The organism is Bradyrhizobium prioriisuperbiae (genome assembly GCF_032397745.1).
GTDB classification, from domain to species: domain Bacteria; phylum Pseudomonadota; class Alphaproteobacteria; order Rhizobiales; family Xanthobacteraceae; genus Bradyrhizobium_A; species Bradyrhizobium_A prioriisuperbiae.
Map to the genome: position 1 here is coordinate 4,352,453 of NZ_CP135921.1, position 16,024 is coordinate 4,368,476.

The 16,024-nt window shown below is 65.4% G+C and carries 16 protein-coding genes; 7 read left to right on the forward strand and 9 right to left on the reverse strand.

Annotation, left to right across the window (positions count from 1 at the left end):
* The first annotated feature begins 146 nt into the window (after nucleotides 1–146).
* Both RS897_RS20435 and RS897_RS20440 read left to right on the forward strand, forming a co-directional pair.
* Nucleotides 147–500: a hypothetical protein gene (locus RS897_RS20435; protein WP_315838308.1), complete on the forward strand. Its 354-nt coding sequence runs from the start codon at nucleotides 147–149 to the stop codon at nucleotides 498–500.
* Between the two features lie 194 nt (nucleotides 501–694).
* The gene (locus RS897_RS20440) at nucleotides 695–1,324 is read left to right on the forward strand and encodes a TerC family protein (protein ID WP_315838309.1); all 630 of its coding nucleotides are present in this window, start codon (nucleotides 695–697) and stop codon (nucleotides 1,322–1,324) included.
* A 5-nt stretch (nucleotides 1,325–1,329) separates the two neighbouring features.
* On the opposite strand, the gene RS897_RS20445 is transcribed toward RS897_RS20440, so the two are convergent.
* A complete protein-coding gene (locus RS897_RS20445; protein WP_315838310.1) occupies nucleotides 1,330–1,857 on the reverse strand; it encodes an Lrp/AsnC family transcriptional regulator in 528 nt (175 codons plus the stop codon).
* 99 nt (nucleotides 1,858–1,956) lie between these two features.
* Between RS897_RS20445 and RS897_RS20450 the strand changes: the two genes are divergently transcribed.
* Complete coding sequence (locus tag RS897_RS20450) at nucleotides 1,957–2,571, forward strand: glutathione S-transferase family protein (RefSeq protein ID WP_315838311.1); 615 nt, start codon at nucleotides 1,957–1,959, stop codon at nucleotides 2,569–2,571.
* Between the two features lie 32 nt (nucleotides 2,572–2,603).
* On the opposite strand, the gene RS897_RS20455 is transcribed toward RS897_RS20450, so the two are convergent.
* The 3 genes from RS897_RS20455 to RS897_RS20465 form a co-directional block, all read right to left on the reverse strand.
* A complete protein-coding gene (locus RS897_RS20455; protein WP_315838704.1) occupies nucleotides 2,604–2,903 on the reverse strand; it encodes a HigA family addiction module antitoxin in 300 nt (99 codons plus the stop codon).
* Between the two features lie 126 nt (nucleotides 2,904–3,029).
* The gene (locus RS897_RS20460) at nucleotides 3,030–3,722 is read right to left on the reverse strand and encodes a GntR family transcriptional regulator (protein ID WP_315838312.1); all 693 of its coding nucleotides are present in this window, start codon (nucleotides 3,720–3,722) and stop codon (nucleotides 3,030–3,032) included.
* 16 nt (nucleotides 3,723–3,738) lie between these two features.
* Entirely contained in the window at nucleotides 3,739–4,635 is an 897-nt protein-coding gene (locus RS897_RS20465) for an amidohydrolase family protein (RefSeq protein ID WP_315838313.1), read from the reverse strand.
* A gap of 139 nt (nucleotides 4,636–4,774) precedes the next feature.
* Between RS897_RS20465 and RS897_RS20470 the strand changes: the two genes are divergently transcribed.
* Entirely contained in the window at nucleotides 4,775–5,743 is a 969-nt protein-coding gene (locus tag RS897_RS20470; protein WP_315838314.1) for a tripartite tricarboxylate transporter substrate binding protein, read from the forward strand.
* Between the two features lie 45 nt (nucleotides 5,744–5,788).
* Entirely contained in the window at nucleotides 5,789–6,172 is a 384-nt protein-coding gene (locus RS897_RS20475; RefSeq protein WP_315838315.1) for a carboxymuconolactone decarboxylase family protein, read from the forward strand.
* A 16-nt stretch (nucleotides 6,173–6,188) separates the two neighbouring features.
* Here RS897_RS20475 and RS897_RS20480 read toward each other — a convergent pair whose 3' ends face one another.
* The 4 genes from RS897_RS20480 to RS897_RS20495 all read right to left on the reverse strand — a co-directional run bounded on the left by RS897_RS20480 (nucleotide 6,189) and on the right by RS897_RS20495 (nucleotide 12,396).
* Complete coding sequence (locus RS897_RS20480; protein ID WP_315838316.1) at nucleotides 6,189–7,766, reverse strand: class I adenylate-forming enzyme family protein; 1,578 nt, start codon at nucleotides 7,764–7,766, stop codon at nucleotides 6,189–6,191.
* An 80-nt stretch (nucleotides 7,767–7,846) separates the two neighbouring features.
* The gene (locus RS897_RS20485; RefSeq protein WP_315838317.1) at nucleotides 7,847–9,058 is read right to left on the reverse strand and encodes an MFS transporter; all 1,212 of its coding nucleotides are present in this window, start codon (nucleotides 9,056–9,058) and stop codon (nucleotides 7,847–7,849) included.
* A gap of 159 nt (nucleotides 9,059–9,217) precedes the next feature.
* On the reverse strand, nucleotides 9,218–10,309 hold the full coding sequence (locus tag RS897_RS20490) for a protein kinase family protein (protein ID WP_315838318.1): 1,092 nt from the start codon (nucleotides 10,307–10,309) through the stop codon (nucleotides 9,218–9,220).
* Between the two features lie 59 nt (nucleotides 10,310–10,368).
* The gene (locus tag RS897_RS20495; RefSeq protein WP_315838319.1) at nucleotides 10,369–12,396 is read right to left on the reverse strand and encodes a transcriptional regulator; all 2,028 of its coding nucleotides are present in this window, start codon (nucleotides 12,394–12,396) and stop codon (nucleotides 10,369–10,371) included.
* 255 nt (nucleotides 12,397–12,651) lie between these two features.
* Here RS897_RS20495 and RS897_RS20500 point away from each other — a divergent pair, with 255 nt between their 5' ends.
* The gene (locus RS897_RS20500; protein ID WP_315838320.1) at nucleotides 12,652–13,497 is read left to right on the forward strand and encodes a class I SAM-dependent methyltransferase; all 846 of its coding nucleotides are present in this window, start codon (nucleotides 12,652–12,654) and stop codon (nucleotides 13,495–13,497) included.
* A gap of 247 nt (nucleotides 13,498–13,744) precedes the next feature.
* The gene (locus RS897_RS20505; RefSeq protein ID WP_315838321.1) at nucleotides 13,745–14,572 is read left to right on the forward strand and encodes an alpha/beta fold hydrolase; all 828 of its coding nucleotides are present in this window, start codon (nucleotides 13,745–13,747) and stop codon (nucleotides 14,570–14,572) included.
* Between the two features lie 107 nt (nucleotides 14,573–14,679).
* Here the strand turns inward: RS897_RS20505 and RS897_RS20510 are convergent, their stop codons facing one another.
* Complete coding sequence (locus RS897_RS20510; RefSeq protein WP_315838322.1) at nucleotides 14,680–16,005, reverse strand: TAXI family TRAP transporter solute-binding subunit; 1,326 nt, start codon at nucleotides 16,003–16,005, stop codon at nucleotides 14,680–14,682.
* Between the last annotated feature and the right edge of the window lie 19 nt (nucleotides 16,006–16,024).

Genomic DNA, 16,024 nt, shown 5'->3' on the forward strand with positions numbered 1-16,024 from the left:
GACAAGGCGTCACAGGACAATGCGTCGCTTTTCGCCCGCATGCGCGGTTTGCTAATCTCATTCGACTCCGGTTGCGGCCGGCGTCTTTGTCGCTCGCTGTCAATTGCGTGTGTTGATCGAATGCCGCTGTTGGTGGGGAAAACAAAATGAAGACCATTGTTTCGAATTCAGGCTGGAAACAGCGAGGCGGTTTCTCCGCGACGTCGTTTGGCGTTCTCGCGCTGTCCGTGCTGATTGCGGTGCCGACACTCCTGATCGCCCGCCTGATCGATCCCGCGCTTCTTCTGCCGGTGCTCAGCATCGTGCTGTTTGTGGGAGCGGCGGTCGCCGTCATCGTGGCCCGCTGGGTCCACTCTGAGCGGAATTCGGGATATGTGACGTTGTGGGATATCGCCGGCGCGTTCACCCTGATGGGATGCGCGGCGGCGATTTTCAGTGAGCCGGATCAGGTGGCGCAGTTTTTCGAACAGCTCGCCGAACGCGACCGGGTCAAGCAGTAGGACTAAAAGACCACCAGGCCGGGCCCCTCTGGCAGTCGACAGACTGCGATGTCGGACTGGAATTCAACTTGGAGTGGCCCCGTTTTGCTTTCGCGGCACAGGCGTGCGTCGCGTGGCGGTAAACCGTCGCGCGCGGGATCCTGTTGTTCGTTTCGAAGAGAGGCCACTCCCCGGCACCAAGGGGAGCCTGACCTGTGACCGAATTTTTCAATACCTCACTTCTCAATCCAGATGTCCTGAATGCGTTGTTTCAGGTCGTCCTGATCGACCTCGTGCTGGCCGGTGACAATGCCATTGTCATCGGCCTTGCCGCGGCCGGCCTGCCGCAGGAGCAGCGGGGACGGGCGATCTTGATCGGCATCGTCGCCGCCACCGTGCTGCGCATCGTGTTTGCGGGCGTGGCGACGCAGATCCTGCAGATCGTCGGTCTGTTGCTCGCAGGCGGCATCCTGCTGTTGTGGGTGTGCTGGAAGATGTGGCGCGAGTTGCGCGCGCCCGCGCATGTCGAGGCGATAAACGGAGCTGATGACGGCGCGCCGCGCAAGACACTGTCGCAAGCCATCTGGCAGATCATCATCGCCGACGTCTCGATGTCGCTCGATAACGTGCTGGCGGTGGCGGGTGCCGCGCGCGAACATCCCTGGGTGCTGATTTTCGGCCTGGCGCTGTCGATCGCGCTGATGGGTGCCGCCGCGACCTTCATCGCCCGGCTGCTGCAGAAGCATCGCTGGATCGCCTATGTCGGTCTCGCCGTCATCCTCTACATCGCCGGCGAAATGATCTATCGCGGCACGCTGGACGTGGTGAAGGCGACGGCCACTTAAGCCGGTCAGCGTCGCCGACGTGCGGCTGCGGCCAGAAGGCCGCGGCCGATGGTCTTGGGTGGTTCGCTGCGCAGCACGACCGAGGTCGTGACCGCGCCGAACCGGCCGATCGTGTCGACAATGGTGGCAAGGTCATCGGCCGCCGGCACGATCGCCTTCAGCACGAAGCAGTCCTCGCCGGTCACCCGGTGCACCTCGATCACGAACGGCAGCTCGTCGAACAGCTTCAGGCATGTGCGGATATGCTCGTGCGCCGTCTTCAGGCGGATGATCGCCATCATCTGCAAGCCGAGCGCGGCGAGATCGATCCGCGCGCCATAGCCGGAAATGATGCCGCGGTCTTCCAGCCGCTTGACCCGCTCGGACATTGCCGGCTGCGACAGGCCGACTTTGCGCCCCAGTTCCGACAGCGGAATGCGGCCGTCCTGCTGCAGGGCTTCCAGAATGGCGAGGTCCTTGGCATCGAGATCGGGCGCGAAAGCCGGCCGCGCGGACCGGGCTTTGAGGCCTGAAGGCTTGAGGTTTGAATCCATCGGCAAAATCGTCCTCTGGGCGATGAGTCAGTATGTCATCGCCGGCTGGCTTTCGCCATCCTCTTCGCTGTCGGCCAACCGGGCGAAGATGAGGATGTGATGCGACTGATCGGAATGCTGGATTCTCCGTATGTGCGGCGCGTGGCGGTGTCGCTGAAATGCCTGCGGCTGCCGTTCATCCACGAGCCGGTCTCCGTGTTCAGTCATTTCGACGCCTTCGCAGGCATCAATCCGGTGGTGAAGGCGCCGACCCTGGTGCTCGACGACGGCACCACGCTGATGGATTCAAGCCTGATCCTCGAGCATCTGGAGCGTCTCGCGCCGCCCGAACATCGCCTGATGCCCGCTGATCTCGCCGATCATGCGCGGGTGCAGCGGCTGACGGGGCTCGCGCTCGCTGCCTGCGAGAAGACGGTGCAGATCGTCTATGAACATGAACTGCGCCCGATCGAGAAGCGGCATCAGCCCTGGATCGATCGTGTGCACGGGCAGTTGCTTGCGGCTTATCGCCAGCTCGACGCCGAGATCGGTTCGGGGCGCGCGTGGCTGGTCGGCACGCAGATCACGCAGGCTGATATCTGCGCCGCAGTGGCTTGGCGCTTCACCCAGAGCATGCTCGCAGACCAAGTGCGGCGCGACGGCCACTGGGCGCTGACGCGGTTGTCGGAGCGGATGGAGGCATTGCCGGAGTTTGCTTCGACACCGGCGGAGTGAAACAACGCTGCGGGAACTCGACGGTTGGAGCGTCAGGCCGCTTCCGTCACGCGCGTAATCTTCGACAGCTGCTTGCCGATCTGATGTTTTGTAACCTGCACATCGTAATCAGTCTGCAGGTTCAGCCATACTTCGGGAGATGTGCCAAGTGCTTTGGCCAGGCGCAACGCGGTATCTGCGGTGATTCCGGTTTCCTCGCTCGCGAGCCGCTCCATGCGCGTCCGCGGAACACCGCAGGCCTTTGCCAGTGCACCGGCCGAGAGTGAAAGCGGGATCAGGAACTCTTCCCGGAGAACCTCACCGGGATGCATCGGTGCAAGTTTTTTCGTCATGGCGCAATCATCCTTGCTCAGGTTGGATCGTGAATCTTCAGCCCTCAGATTATCCAGCACGCGAGCAGCATGGAGATACATGCAGTAAGTATCATGTATCAAGTCGAGATATATGGCGTCCCGCCGTCAGCCGTTGCTGAGCGCCTTCTGGATATTGCGCCCGGTGCGCTCGATATGGTCGCGCAGCATGCCCGTTGCCTCGCGGATGCGGCGGGCGATCACGGCGTCGGCGATGGCTGTGTGCTCGGCCGGCACGTTGCGGTCGGGGGCGTGGTTTTTCAAGAAGATGCGGCGATAGCGGTCGCCCTGGTCGTGCAGGGTGGCGCAGAACTGCCGCAGCAGCGGCATGTTGCAGGCCGCGATCAGTTCGGCATGGAAAGCGCGGTGGGCGATCTCCCACGCCTCCTGCTCTTCGATCGAGGAGCGGGTGCTGCGCTTGCAGCGGCTGAGCTGATGCAGCGTCGCCAGGATGCGGCCCTCCCAGGCGACGTCGCCGTGCTGCATGGCCTCCTTGAGCGCCATGGTTTCGAGTTCGACCCGCAGCCGGATCACCTCGGCGAGATTCGCCGGCGACACCGGAGTGACGCGATAGCCGCGCTGGTCGACAATGCTGACCAGGCCTTCGTTCTCCAGCCGGCACAGCGCTTCGCGCAGCGGGCTGAGGCTGACGCCGAGATTGCTGCGCATGCGGTCGAGATTGAGCTTGCTGCCCGGCATCAGGTCGCCGCGCATGATGGAGGTGCGCAGCCGGCTCACCAGGGTGGAGGACAGTGTCGCGGAGCTCGGTGTATCCGTTGTGTCGGTCAGTCGATCGGTCATCTAGTCCATCCGATTCTCAGGCGATTGCGGCAAAACCGTACAGCGCGGCGGGGTTGTCGACCAGCGCCAGCCGTTGCGTGGTGGCATCCGGCAGCCAAAGCGGAATCAGGTCGATAAGGTCGCCGTCGTTCGGCATCGGCACCGGGCAGATCGGATGCGGCCAGTTGCTGCCCCAGATGATGCGGTCGGGCCAGTGCGCCACCACCCGTGCGATCATCGGCAGCATGTCGAGATGCGGATAAGGCTCGGCCGAGAGTCGGTACAGGCTGGCCAGCTTGACCCAGCAGCGGTCGGTGTCGAGCAGCCGCATCAGCATGGCGAAGGCTGCTGAATCGACCCCGTCACGGCCATCGATGCGGGCGAGGTGATCGAGCACGAACGGGCTGCGCACCCGCTGCAGCAGCGGCGCCACGTCGATCAGCTCGGTGGAGCGATCGAAGTGCAGCACCAGATGCCAGTCGAGGTCGAAAGTCTGGGCCGCGAGACCCTCCAGATGTGCAAACGAGGCGCCGCCGCTCACCACCGTCGACATTCGGCAGCCGCGCATGCCGCGGCGGTGCATGTCCTCGAGCGTGCGGCGCGGCAGCCCGGCGGGAATTACCGCGACGCCGCGCAGCCGGTCCGGTGCGCGGTCCAGCGCCGCGAGCGTCACGCGATTGTCGGTGCCGTGCGCGCCGCCATGGACGATGACGGCGCGGTCGATCCCGAGCGTAGCATGCAGGTGATCGAGCTGTTCGGCCGTGCAGTCTTCCGGCGTGTAGCTGCGCGCAGCGCTGAACGGAAACTGCGCCTGCGGTCCGAACACATGCACATGGCAGTCGCAGGCGCCGCGCGGCATCACGAACGCCGGCCGTCTGGGTTGGCGGTCGGGGCCGGGGCAGGGCTGCATGGTCCGGGGAGCAGTCTCGATCATTGGCAGCGTTCCCGTGTCCATCTGGCGCATGAGCCGATTTGACGCCCGCGCCCAGAGCTGTCAAGAATAATCGATGAGATAAGAAAAATCGATGATTTTGGGAGAGACGAAAATGCGTTGCGGAAGAGGACGGTCCCGAATGCGGGCGCTGGCTGGCGCGGTGCTGCTGGTATTGCTGGCCGCTTGGTCTGGTGCCGCTGCCGCAGCGGGATTTCCCGACCGCCCCGTGAAGATCGTGGTGCCGTTTCCCGCCGGCGGATCGAACGATGTGATCGCGCGGCTGCTCGGCGCCAAGCTCAACGAACTCTGGGGCCAGACGGTGATCATTGACAACCGCGCCGGCGCCGGCGGCAACATCGGTGCGGAATCCGTTGCCCGGGCCGCCGCTGACGGCACCACGCTGCTGTTGACCGCGCCGGGTCCGCTGGCCGTCAACCAGTCGCTTTACGCCAGCCTGCCATTCAACCCGATGAAGGACTTTGCGCCGGTGGCGCTGGTCGCCTCGGTGCCGATCGTGTTGGCGGTCAATCCGGCGGTAAAGGCCAAATCGGTGGCGGAACTGATCGCGCTCGCGAAAGCCGCGCCGGGCAAGCTGAATTTCGGCTCCTCCGGCTATGGCTCGACCAATCATCTTGCCGGCGAACTCTTCAAGACGCAGGCCGGCATCAACATCGTGCATGTGCCTTATCGCGGCGCCGCGCCGGCGATGAACGATCTGATCGCCGGACAGATCCCGATGATGTTCGACAACATGCCCGCGATCCGCCCGCAGATGCTCGGCGGCACCATCCGCGGCATCGCGGTGGCCGGGGCCAAGCGCTCGCCGCTGTTTCCGGACCTGCCGACCATGGCTGAGGCCGGCGTCAACGGTTTCGAGGCCTCGTCATGGTTCGGCCTGGTCGCGCCGTCAGCGACCCCGCCGGACGTGATGGCGGCGCTGATCGCGGCGGTCAGCAAAGTGCTGCAGGATCCGGACGTGGTGAAGAAACTCGCCGAAGTCGGCGCCGAACCCGGCGCATTGTCGGGCGCGGCATTCGCCACCTTCCTGCGCGCGGAAGCCGACAAGTGGGGCAAGGTCGTCACCACTGCCGGCGTCAAGGTCGAGTGACGGCGCAGCGCGCATTCCATCATCAACACACCACGCGAGAGATCCATGACCAAACCGCCCGCCACTCTTGATGACCTCGAAGGTCGCTACCGGGACATGATCGGCCTGGTGCCGCCGAAGATCGGCAAGCGGCTGAAACTCGGCCTCAAGGTCGATCCCGGCATCGTCACCGCGCTGGAAGACTGGCGGATCGCGGCGCTGACGCCGCAGGCGCTGGATCAGAAAACCGTACAGCTGATGTCGTTCGCCATCCTGCTGGTGCAGACCTCGGAGGCGGCGGCCAATCACGCCCGCGCGGCGATCAAGGCCGGCGCCACCCTGCAAGAGCTGCACGCCTCCGCCGCCATCGCCGCGCTGTTTCGCGGTGTTGCGGCCTTCAATCTCGCCGGTGAAATCTTGAGCTCGCTGTTTCCGGAGTCGGACAAGTAGCGCTGCGTTCGCGTTCTCACGCCACCAGCCGCTCCCGCAAGAGCTTCTTCATCACCTTGCCGTTGGCGTTGCGCGGCAGGGGCTCGGTGGTGAGATCGATGGTCTCCGGCACCTTGTAGTCGGACAGCTGTGTGGCACAGAGTGTGCGCAAGGCCTCGGTGTCGAGTGTCGGATTGCGGGTGACGATGACCGCGTGCACCCGCTCGCCCAGCACCGGGCAGGGTTTTGCAATGATCGCGCTTTCCACCACGTCAGGATGGCCTGATAGCACCGACTCCACTTCGGCGGAATAGATCTTGTGACCGCCGCGGTTGATCATGTCCTTCTGGCGATCGAACACGCGGATGAAACCCTGCTCGTCGATCGAGCCGAGGTCGCCGGAATGCCAGTAGCCGCCCGTGAAGCTCTCCGCCGTCGCCTTGGCGTTATTCCAGTAGCCCCGGACGACGGAGCCGCTCCGGATCCAGATCTCGCCGATCGCGCCGCGGGGCAGCTCGCGGCCGGCTTCATTCATCACCATGATATGGGCGCCGGGGCAGGCAAGCCCGACGCTGTCGAGGTGGCTCGCGGTCAGCTCCGGCGGCATGATGGTGGAGGGCGAGGTGGTCTCGGTCGCGCCATAGGCGTTGATCAGCTTCAGGCCCGGAATCTTCTGCGCCAGCTTCTCGATGGTGGCCACCGGCATCGGTGCGCCGCCATAACCGCCGATCCGCCATGCCGAGAGATAGTGGTTGTCGAAATCCACCTGCAGCAGGCAGAGATTGTACATCGCCGGCACCATCACCGTCTGCGTGACGCGTTCGCGCGCGGCGATCGCCAGATAGTCGGCGGCCTTGAACTCGGCGATGATGATCAGTGCGCCGGCGCAGCGCACCATGCTCATGATATTGGCGACCACGCCGGTGACATGAGCCAGCGGCACCGCGGCGATCGAGCGGTCTGATGGCGTCAGCGCCATGCAGGCTTCGTAGACCATGGCTGAATGGATCACGTTGCAATGAGCGAGCATCGCGCCCTTCGGCCGGCCGGTGGTGCCGGAGGTGTACAGGATCAGCGCGGTGTCTTCCTCGGACACCTCAGCGGGCGCATCCTGCGGCGTATCTATCATCAGGTCCGCGAATGCGGCCATGGCGACGCGATGCTGCAGCGCCCGCACATCGGCTGTATCAGGCAGTCGCTCGCCGAGCTCGGTTTCGTGGATGATGGCCCTGGCGCCGCTGTCGGCGACCACATAGGCGATCTCAGGCTTTTGCTGCCGGGTGCTCAGCACCACGGTCACGAGGCCCAGCCGCGCCGCGCCGAACATGGCCAGCGCAAATTCGATGCGGTTGCCGAGCAGGATGGCGAGGCGGTCGCCGGGCACAAGGCCGCGCTTTTGCAGACCCGCGGCGACGCGTGCCGACTGCTCGATCACCTCTGCCCAGGTCAGCCGCCATGGGCCGGCGATCAAGGCCTCGCCGTCCGGATTGCTGCGGGCCGCATCCTCGACCATCTGCCAGATGCTAAGGGGGCGTTCCCTGAACGCCGGCACCACGCGGTCGCCGAACCGCGCTTCGTCGCGCATTGTCGGAATCTCGTTGCCGAACCAGTTCATGGCGTTCCGTCCCGTTTATTCTTTTGGTTGTCGTTGATTGGCCGATCCGCGCGCGATTGTGCCGGGCGCGGGTGTGTCGATCAAGCCGCCTGCCTTTTCTCGAACACCGGCAGGAAAGTCAGCGCCGCGGTCAGCACCATGAACAATGCGGTGACGCCGAACACTGCCTGATAGTAGCCATGGTCGACCAGCCAGGCGAACAGGATCGGGCCGATGGCGCCGCCGATGTTGAAGCCGGTGGAGACGATCCCGAACACGCGGCCCTCGGCGCCGCGTGGCGAGGCAGCGCGAACCAGCAGATCTCGCGAAGGAGTAATCACGCCCGCGAGGAAGCCGGCACCGGCCATCGCGAAAATCAGCGGCAGGCCCGACAGATGCGTGATGGCGATGGCGAGGGTCAGCATCGCCGCAATCACCATGGCGATGGAGGCGACCACGCCGTGATGATGCAAGCGGTCGGCGAGAAAACCGCCGGCCAGTACGCCGCAAGCGCCGGCGAACAGGAACGCGGTCAGCGCCGAACTCGCCGACGGCAGGTCCGCGCCATAACCCTTGATCAGGGCGGTGACGGCAAACGCCGAAATGCCGATGCTGCTGAGGCTGAGCAGCACGAACAGCAGCGTCAGCAGCATCACTTGCGGCGTCGCCACGTCCTTCAGCCGGTGCGATGTCGGTTTTGCGACAACGCCGGACTTTCCGGGCTCGGCCCGGCGCGGTGCCGCGCCGAGAATGACCAGGGCCACCGTGACGCTGGCGATGCCGGCCAGCGCACACGCGCTGCCCGTGCTCATCTGGTTGGCGACCGCGAGCAGGACGGCGGGCGTGACAGCCGTGCCGAAAAAGCCCGCGAAAGTGTGGATCGAAAACGCCTTGCCCAGCCGCCGCTCACCAATCGAGGCCGACAGCAGTGCATAATCGGCCGGGTGATAGATTCCGTTGGCGACGCCGGCGAGCACCATGGCGGCCAGCAGCCAGCCATAACTCGGGATCAGCGCCAGCGAGCCGAAACTCGCACCGCCGAGCGTCAGCGCCAGGATCAGCATGGTCCAGGCACCGACCCGGTCGGTGATGAAGCCCATCGGAGTCTGCACCACCAGCGACACCAGGTTGAACACGGTCAGCGCCACGCCGATCTGAAGAAAACTGACCCCGAAATAGCCCGGCAGCAGCGGGATCAGCGCCGGCACCACCATGATGTGGACATGGCTGATGAAATGCGCCGCCGAGACGAACGACAGCAGGGTCGTCTCGCGCTTCGGAAAGCTCAGGCCCTCCACCGTCTCGATGGTCATGTTGGAAATATGCCGTATTTCGCGTTGCAGCAAAGGCCGGTTTGTATCAGCCCCTCATAGCAAGCCAGCGACGGCGGCTCCACCTAAAGAGAGCCGCGCTGACCGCGTGACCGCCATTCGTAAATCGTGACGGTGGCTTGCCCCGGGCAATGGGTGGCGTCATTCCAGCAAGGCGCGGCAGCCGAGATCATCGACCGCGAGCCAGATGCGTTCGAGATTGTTCCACCAGACCCGTGGAGCGATGTTGCCGAGGGCCTGCCTCACGGGCCGCGTGATCAGCCAGAGCGCGGAGAGCCGATAATCGTCCTCCAGTGCCTGGCGGTCATAGCCGCGCACGCCGCGCCGGACGAGATCCACGTGATAATGGTCTAGCAGCGGCCGCTCCATCCGTTGCCTGCGGTCGGGGTACCACAGCATCGCCATCATATACGCGAGGTCGTCGGTGGCGATGTCGAGGCTCCAGGCCTCCCAGTCGAACAATCGGGCACTGTCGTCGATGCCGGGCCGGGGAAGGAAGATGTTCCAGGTATGAGCGTCGCCGTGAACCAGCGTCAGGTGGCGCCGTGCGCGAATGCGCGAGAGACCCGGCGCACGGTCGAGCAAACGCTCATGCAGCGCACGTCGTTCGGGCGGCATCACTTCACCGAAACGATCGCTGAACTGCGCCAGTTGTTCCGCAAGGTGTTGCCGGGTTCGATCCCAGTCCTCTGCACCGGGCCAGTTTCCGATGGAAACACCGAGGCGCGGATCGTCCCACCACGCGGCATGGAAGCGCGCCAGCGTCGCCACCATGGCTTCACACTGCGCGAACGACGGCGGCAGCGGCCATTCGGTGGCGATGGCATGCGTCTGCGTCAGGTCTTCGAGCAGGAGGTGCCAGCTGTTGACATCGGTGGCCTCCCGGGCTTCGAAACAGCGCGGCACCACCCCATCCGGCAGGACCGGCGCGACATCGCGATAGAACGCGACCTCATTGCGGTTCGGGTACGACGGTCGACCCGCAGGGTCCAGATGTCCCGTTTTCAGGATGACGGATGCCGGCGCATCTGGCGCCGGGCCGTCGTAGGTGAGATGCAGCCGGAAGGTGCGCGAGCGTAGCTTCACGAATGGAGTTGCGGCCACGACTCCGGCGACACCTCCATCGCCAAGGACGCCGGCCCGGCGAAGCATGGCCGTGAGATGCTCCGCATCGGCAACCGCCGGCAGAACAACAACGGGATCGGCGGCATCGTGCGGGGCTGGCATGTCCATGGTCCGGATCGGGCGATGAGCTTGCCGCTTTGCTGGTCGAGGCGCAATGCCGACCCGCCCTATCCCCCGATCCGTTTCGCCGCACCACGAAATAGCGCAACGCTGTCGGGATCGAACTGCATGGCGGTGAGGAAATCGTGGATGTCGTAGCCCGCCCGGGTCTTGTGAATCTCCGCCAGATATCTGCGCGCATCGTCCAGGCGGCTGGCGAGCGCCAGGCAATAGGCGGCGATGGCGAGGATCTGGGCGTGGGCGTTGGGGCGGGCGGCTGCCTTGACGGCGAACTCGGCAGCCTCCTCGAAGCGCCCGAGACGTGCCAGTGCCATGGCGCGAGCGCCGAGCATCGCGAACAGCATCGGATCGAACGGGCTCAATTGTCGTGACTGGTCGGAGAAGGTCACCGCGGCCTGCGGATCGCCGGATTGCGAATGCACGAATGCCAGCGCGTACTGGCCCTGTGCGAAGTTCGGGCTGAGATCTACCGCTTGCGAGAGCTCGACGATGGACTGGTCGTGCGCGCCGCGCAGCCACAGCGCGCGCCCCATCGCCCAGTGCGCCATCGGATCGCGATCGTCGGCCATCAGGCTTTGCCCCGCGGCGTCGAAGGCGCTGATGGTCTCGCGCTCGCGCGGGGCCCAGCCCTGGAATGCATTCTGGAAATGGGCGAAGGACAAGCCGCCATAGGCGCGCGCGAAGGTGGGATCGAGCCGGATCGCGGTCTCGAAGAAGTGCTGCGCTCGCGCGTTGTCCTCCTTGTTGAAGCGATACATGTGCCACAGGCCGCGATGATGCGCCTCCCAGGCATCGAGGGAATTCGGCGGCTTCAGGATGGCGCGGTTGCGCTCCACGGTTTCGATCTCGCCGGCGATCGAGGACACGATGCGATTGCCGATGTCGTCCAGCACGATGAAAGCGTTGTCGATCGCCTGATCGAAAACCTCGGCCCAGACAATCCGCGCGGTGCGGGTCTCCGAGAGTTCGATCGAGACCGTGAGGCGGCTGCCCTGGCGACGCAGCGATCCGCTGACCACATAGTCGACATTCAGCATCCGGCCGGCCTCTTCGGCGCCGATGCGTCGCTCACCAAGCGCGAACACCGTGCCCTCGGCGATCACGAACAGGCTGCGCAGCTTGGCGAGCCGGGTGATCACGTCATGCACCAGCCCGTCCGCGAGCCCGCCGGGGAGTCCGGCCGCCGGATGATCTGTTGCGGTCGCCCGCTCGACAAACGGCATCACCGCAATCGAGGCGCGGCGTGGTCCGTCAAGCGGCCGTCCCGCTGAAACAGCTGCTGCCATCTCCGGCGGCGACGTATCGATGACGTGGGCCTTTGGCGCCGTGCCGGCGTTCGCCTTAGCGATACGCCACATCGCGTGCAGCGGCGCGACATCGAGCCCGTCGGCGTCGAACAGTTGCACCGTGGCAGCGAGGTGGTCGTCGCCCTCGCGCAACTGCCCGCGGCGGGCAAAGGCCTGCAGCAGTTTCTCATGCACCCGCGGATCGAGCGGCGCCAGCGCGAGCCAGGCCTCGAGCACGCCCATCATCTCGTTTTCGTCGACCGATCCGGCGAGTTGCTCCAGCACCGCCGCATGGCGGCCGCGGAACTGGCGGCGCTGCGCGGTGAGCCAGGTATTGAATGAGGGGTTGCGGTCGATCTCGAAGCCGTCGAGGAATTCGCCGGCGCAAAGGGTTGCGAGGGCGCGCAGCTGCACAGGCGGCAGTGTGGCGAGGCCGCTCTGCACGGCGCGTGTGATCGTGATTGCGTCCACGAACGCATCGGAGAGGTCGAGCCGCACGGTGTCACCGCTGGTTTCCACCCGGCGCCGCTCCGGTGTATCGATGATGGCGCGCAGCTTGCTCAGGCACCAGCGCAACTCGCCCCGCGGATCGTTCGGCACGTCCCACAACAGGTCGCAGAGCTGGCTGCGCGGCACCGCTCGCGGCGCCAGCGCCAGGTAGGCGAGCAGGGCGCGCACCTTGCGCGACGCCGGCAGCGCCATGGTCTTGCCATCCCGAATGACCGTCAGTGCACCGAGCAGGCGTACCTGCAGAGTTTCCACTGTCCGATTCTCCTGGGCGGATTCCATGGACATTTCCACGTCGGCTCCCTCGCTCCTCTCCATGCCGTCCTGCTCAAGTGGTCGCTGATGCGGCCGTTTGGTTCGAACGCTCTGGTACGACCTGTTTCAAGGCTCAAGACCTGGTTCAACCCGTGCGATTCGAACGCCGGCCCTCGTGCGCGGGATGGCGTGCACTTTATCCACATCACGACCCCAAGATCACGACCCCAAGTGCACCGCGCCCGTTGTTGCGGCGGGCCTGACCCCTCATGGAGATCGAAGATGGCCACTTCCGCTGACACAACGACGCAGGCCCGGCCGGCCGAGCAACCCGACCTTAAGGCGATCAAGGCGCGCCAACAAGGCGCGTGGTCGTCCGGCGACTATGCCATTGTCGGCACCACCCTGCAGATCGTCGGCGAGGAGCTGTGCGAGGCGCTGGACCTGCGCGCCGGCGCGCGCGTGCTCGACGTCGCCGCCGGCAACGGCAACGTCTCGCTGGCCGCGGCGCGGCGCTGGTGCGATGTGGTCGCGACCGATTACGTGCCTGCGCTGCTGGAACGCGCCCGCGAGCGCGCCGACGCCGATCGCCTCCCCATGGACATTCAGCAGGCCGACGCGGAAGACCTGCCGTTCGACGACGCGAGCTTCGACGTGGTGGTGTCGACCTTTGGCGTGATGTTCACACCCGACCAGGAGTGCGCGGCCCGCGAGATGCTGCGGGTCTGCCGTCCCGGCGGCCGCATCGGCCTCGCCAACTGGACCCCGGACGGCTTTATCGGCCAGCTGTTCAAGACCATCGGCAAGCACCTGCCGCCGCCAGCCGGCGCCCGGTCACCGGCGCTGTGGGGCACGCGCGAGCGCCTCGGGCAATTGTTCGAGCCGCATGCACGGATCAGCGCGACGCCGCGCACCTTCGTGTTCCGCTATCGCTCGGCCGATCACTGGCTGGAGATTTTCCGAACCTATTACGGCCCGGTGCTGAAAGCCTTCGCTGCGCTCGATGGCGCAGGACAGGCCGCACTCGAGAGTGATATCCGCGCGCTGCTCGCCCAGTTCAATCGTTCCGGTGACGGCACCGTGGTGGTGCCCAGCGAATATCTCGAAGTGGTGATCACGCGGCACTAAAACTCCTCCGAACGAGGGAGAAGATGACGTCATCCCGGGGCCATGCGCGGTCGCTTGTGTCCCGGGATAACAAAGACGTTGCTCCAATAGGTGCATTCGCCGCATACGACTGTGATCCTCCGCACACAATCGAACCATCTACGTGCCTGGCGTGACTACCAGAGCGCACCGGCACATTTTGCCACTCATGATTGTTCGATGACACCGTCGGTGACACGGTGTCATCCGGATCGAGGACTTTGCGACCATGATCGATGATCCCCGCGGCGCCATCGACTATGACGAAACCGGCGATGGCCCTGTCATTGTGTTCGTGCCCGGCTCCTGCAGCACTGGCGCTGCGTGGCGGCCGGTGATTGCATCGCTCGGGGGCCGCTTCCGTTGCGTCACCACCAGCCTTCTGGGCTACGGTGGCAGTACCGAACGTCGCACCGCGGCCAATCCCTCGATCGCCCGGGAAGCCGAGATGGTCGAAGCGGTGGTGCGCCGCGCCGCCGGCGCGCGCAATGCGCCGGTGCATCTGGTCGGCCATTCGTTCGGCGGCCTGGTGTCGCTCGCGGTCGCGATGCGTGATGAGGTCGAGCTCGCGAGCCTGACCATTGCGGAGGCGCCGGCGCCGGATGTGCTGCGCACTTGCGGCGAACCGCAGCTGTATCGCGCTTTCCACGACATGACCGACCGCTATTTCGCGGCCCATCAGCGCGGTGACGCCAACGCGATCGAGGCGATGGTCGATTTTTATGGCGGTGCCGGCACCTTCGCGTCATGGCCGCCGCGTGTGCGCGCCTATGCGGTGGAGACCACGCCAGTCAACATCCTGGACTGGGCCAGCGCCTACGATTGCGTGCTGTCGCGCGGGGTGCTCGAAGCGGTCACGGTACCGACGCTGGTGCTGTGGGGCGAGCATAGCCATCCCGCCGCGCAGCGCGCCAATGAACTTTTGGCCACCCACATCCCCGACGCCATGCTCACCACCGTCACCGGCGCGTCGCACTTCATGATCGCAACCCACGCGGCTGACGTGGCGCGCATCGTGGCGCGGCATTTGGCGGATCTGATGGCGGAGGCGGCGTGAGGGCAACCCACCCACTATTGTCATCACCGGGCTTGTCCCGGTGATCCCGCTTAGGGAGGCAGTGCGCTCCTAAGCGGGGTTGCCGGGACAAGCCCGGCAACGACAAATCACGACGCCCGCCGCGCCGAGGGCGTGCCGGCGATCCAGCCCTTGCGGTCGGCGACCGCGTTGTGGAACTGGTCCAGCGCGATGTTGAAGGCGGACAGGGTATCCTCTTCGACCGCGCCGTCCTCGAAACACTTCAGCGTGTCGCGCAGGATGTCGTCGGCTTCCTTCTGTAGCGCATCGAGTTCGTCGATTGAACTTCCGGCGCGGGCCTCGGTGATCATGTCCAGCATCCGGTTGCGCAGCGCGGTGTTGCGCGCGCGCTCGTCACGGCGCATGTAGCTGCGCAGTCCGGCGCCGCCGGACAGGATGCCAGACACCACCATCAGGCCCAGCCACATGAAATCGCTGTAGCGCTCCAGGAACGTCCGCTCGGTGCCGTCGATGTAGGCGGCGGCGCCCGGGTGCGCCGGGACCGCGGCGGCCTTGTCGGTCTCCGGGGTCTGGATGTTGGCGACGCCGGGGAAATCCTTCTGCAGGGTATGGCGAATGGCGAACAGCTGCTTGGTGAACGCCGTCACCGTCAGCTCATGCAATTCCTTGCGGGCGACGATCAGGTGATTGACGGCGAGGGTCGTAACGTCGTCGTCCGGCCGCGAGGGGCTGGCGCCAAACGCGCCCGCCGCGAGTTCGGAAGATTCATACACCGGAAACTTGCGCGCGACGATCTCGGCGGCATCAATCGGGATGAAGGTCGGGGAACTCCCGGCCTTGGTGGTGGCATTGAGCGCCTCGACGGTGATCTTGCTGTCGGCGGGTCCGACCGCCATGAACGCATCCACCTTCTGGGCGCGCAGCGCCTCGCCGATTTCACTGACGCTGAACTGCACGACGGTGACTTTGTCCGGCGCCACGCCGGACTCGGTCAGGATGGTCTTCAGCAGGTTGACGTTGGCGGGCGTCCTGCCGATGACGCCGATGCGGCGCCCGTTGAGATCGGCGACGGTCTTGACCGCCTTCTGGCCCTTCGCCGCAGGTGTGTTCGGCACCCACAGCACCACCAGGTTCTTGCGGAAGATCGCGGTCGAGAGCGCGTTGCGCGGCAGGTTGACGTCGGCGCGCACCACCGCGAGGTCGGCAGTGTTGTTGGCGATGGCGGCGGCGCTCTGCGTAGCACCCTCGGTCACCATCACCTTCAGCCGCACATAATGGCGTTCGCCGGTGAAGGCCTGAGCGACCTCCTGGATGACCTTGACGTCCTCGCTGCCGGCCGGCCCGACCGCAATGCGCAGCGTTGCCGGCCGCCAGTTGACGAACAGGTAGCCGAGCAGCGCGACCACGAACAGCAACACGCCGGTCGCCAGCAAGATAAGCGGAAGGCGCTTCATGAACAAACTCAGGCTCGAC

Bases quoted from the DNA above. Each gene is read 5' to 3' on its own strand.
- RS897_RS20435 (WP_315838308.1), top strand. From the start codon at position 147: ATGAAGACCATTGTTTCGAATTCAGGCTGGAAACAGCGAGGCGGTTTC.
- RS897_RS20445 (WP_315838310.1), bottom strand. From the start codon at position 1,857: ATGGATTCAAACCTCAAGCCTTCAGGCCTCAAAGCCCGGTCCGCGCGG.
- RS897_RS20450 (WP_315838311.1), top strand. From the start codon at position 1,957: ATGCGACTGATCGGAATGCTGGATTCTCCGTATGTGCGGCGCGTGGCG.
- RS897_RS20455 (WP_315838704.1), bottom strand. From the start codon at position 2,903: ATGACGAAAAAACTTGCACCGATGCATCCCGGTGAGGTTCTCCGGGAA.
- RS897_RS20460 (WP_315838312.1), bottom strand. From the start codon at position 3,722: ATGACCGATCGACTGACCGACACAACGGATACACCGAGCTCCGCGACA.
- RS897_RS20465 (WP_315838313.1), bottom strand. From the start codon at position 4,635: ATGATCGAGACTGCTCCCCGGACCATGCAGCCCTGCCCCGGCCCCGAC.
- RS897_RS20470 (WP_315838314.1), top strand. From the start codon at position 4,775: ATGCGGGCGCTGGCTGGCGCGGTGCTGCTGGTATTGCTGGCCGCTTGG.
- RS897_RS20475 (WP_315838315.1), top strand. From the start codon at position 5,789: ATGACCAAACCGCCCGCCACTCTTGATGACCTCGAAGGTCGCTACCGG.
- RS897_RS20480 (WP_315838316.1), bottom strand. From the start codon at position 7,766: ATGAACTGGTTCGGCAACGAGATTCCGACAATGCGCGACGAAGCGCGG.
- RS897_RS20485 (WP_315838317.1), bottom strand. From the start codon at position 9,058: ATGACCATCGAGACGGTGGAGGGCCTGAGCTTTCCGAAGCGCGAGACG.
- RS897_RS20490 (WP_315838318.1), bottom strand. From the start codon at position 10,309: ATGGACATGCCAGCCCCGCACGATGCCGCCGATCCCGTTGTTGTTCTG.
- RS897_RS20495 (WP_315838319.1), bottom strand. From the start codon at position 12,396: ATGGAATCCGCCCAGGAGAATCGGACAGTGGAAACTCTGCAGGTACGC.
- RS897_RS20500 (WP_315838320.1), top strand. From the start codon at position 12,652: ATGGCCACTTCCGCTGACACAACGACGCAGGCCCGGCCGGCCGAGCAA.
- RS897_RS20505 (WP_315838321.1), top strand. From the start codon at position 13,745: ATGATCGATGATCCCCGCGGCGCCATCGACTATGACGAAACCGGCGAT.
- RS897_RS20510 (WP_315838322.1), bottom strand. From the start codon at position 16,005: ATGAAGCGCCTTCCGCTTATCTTGCTGGCGACCGGCGTGTTGCTGTTC.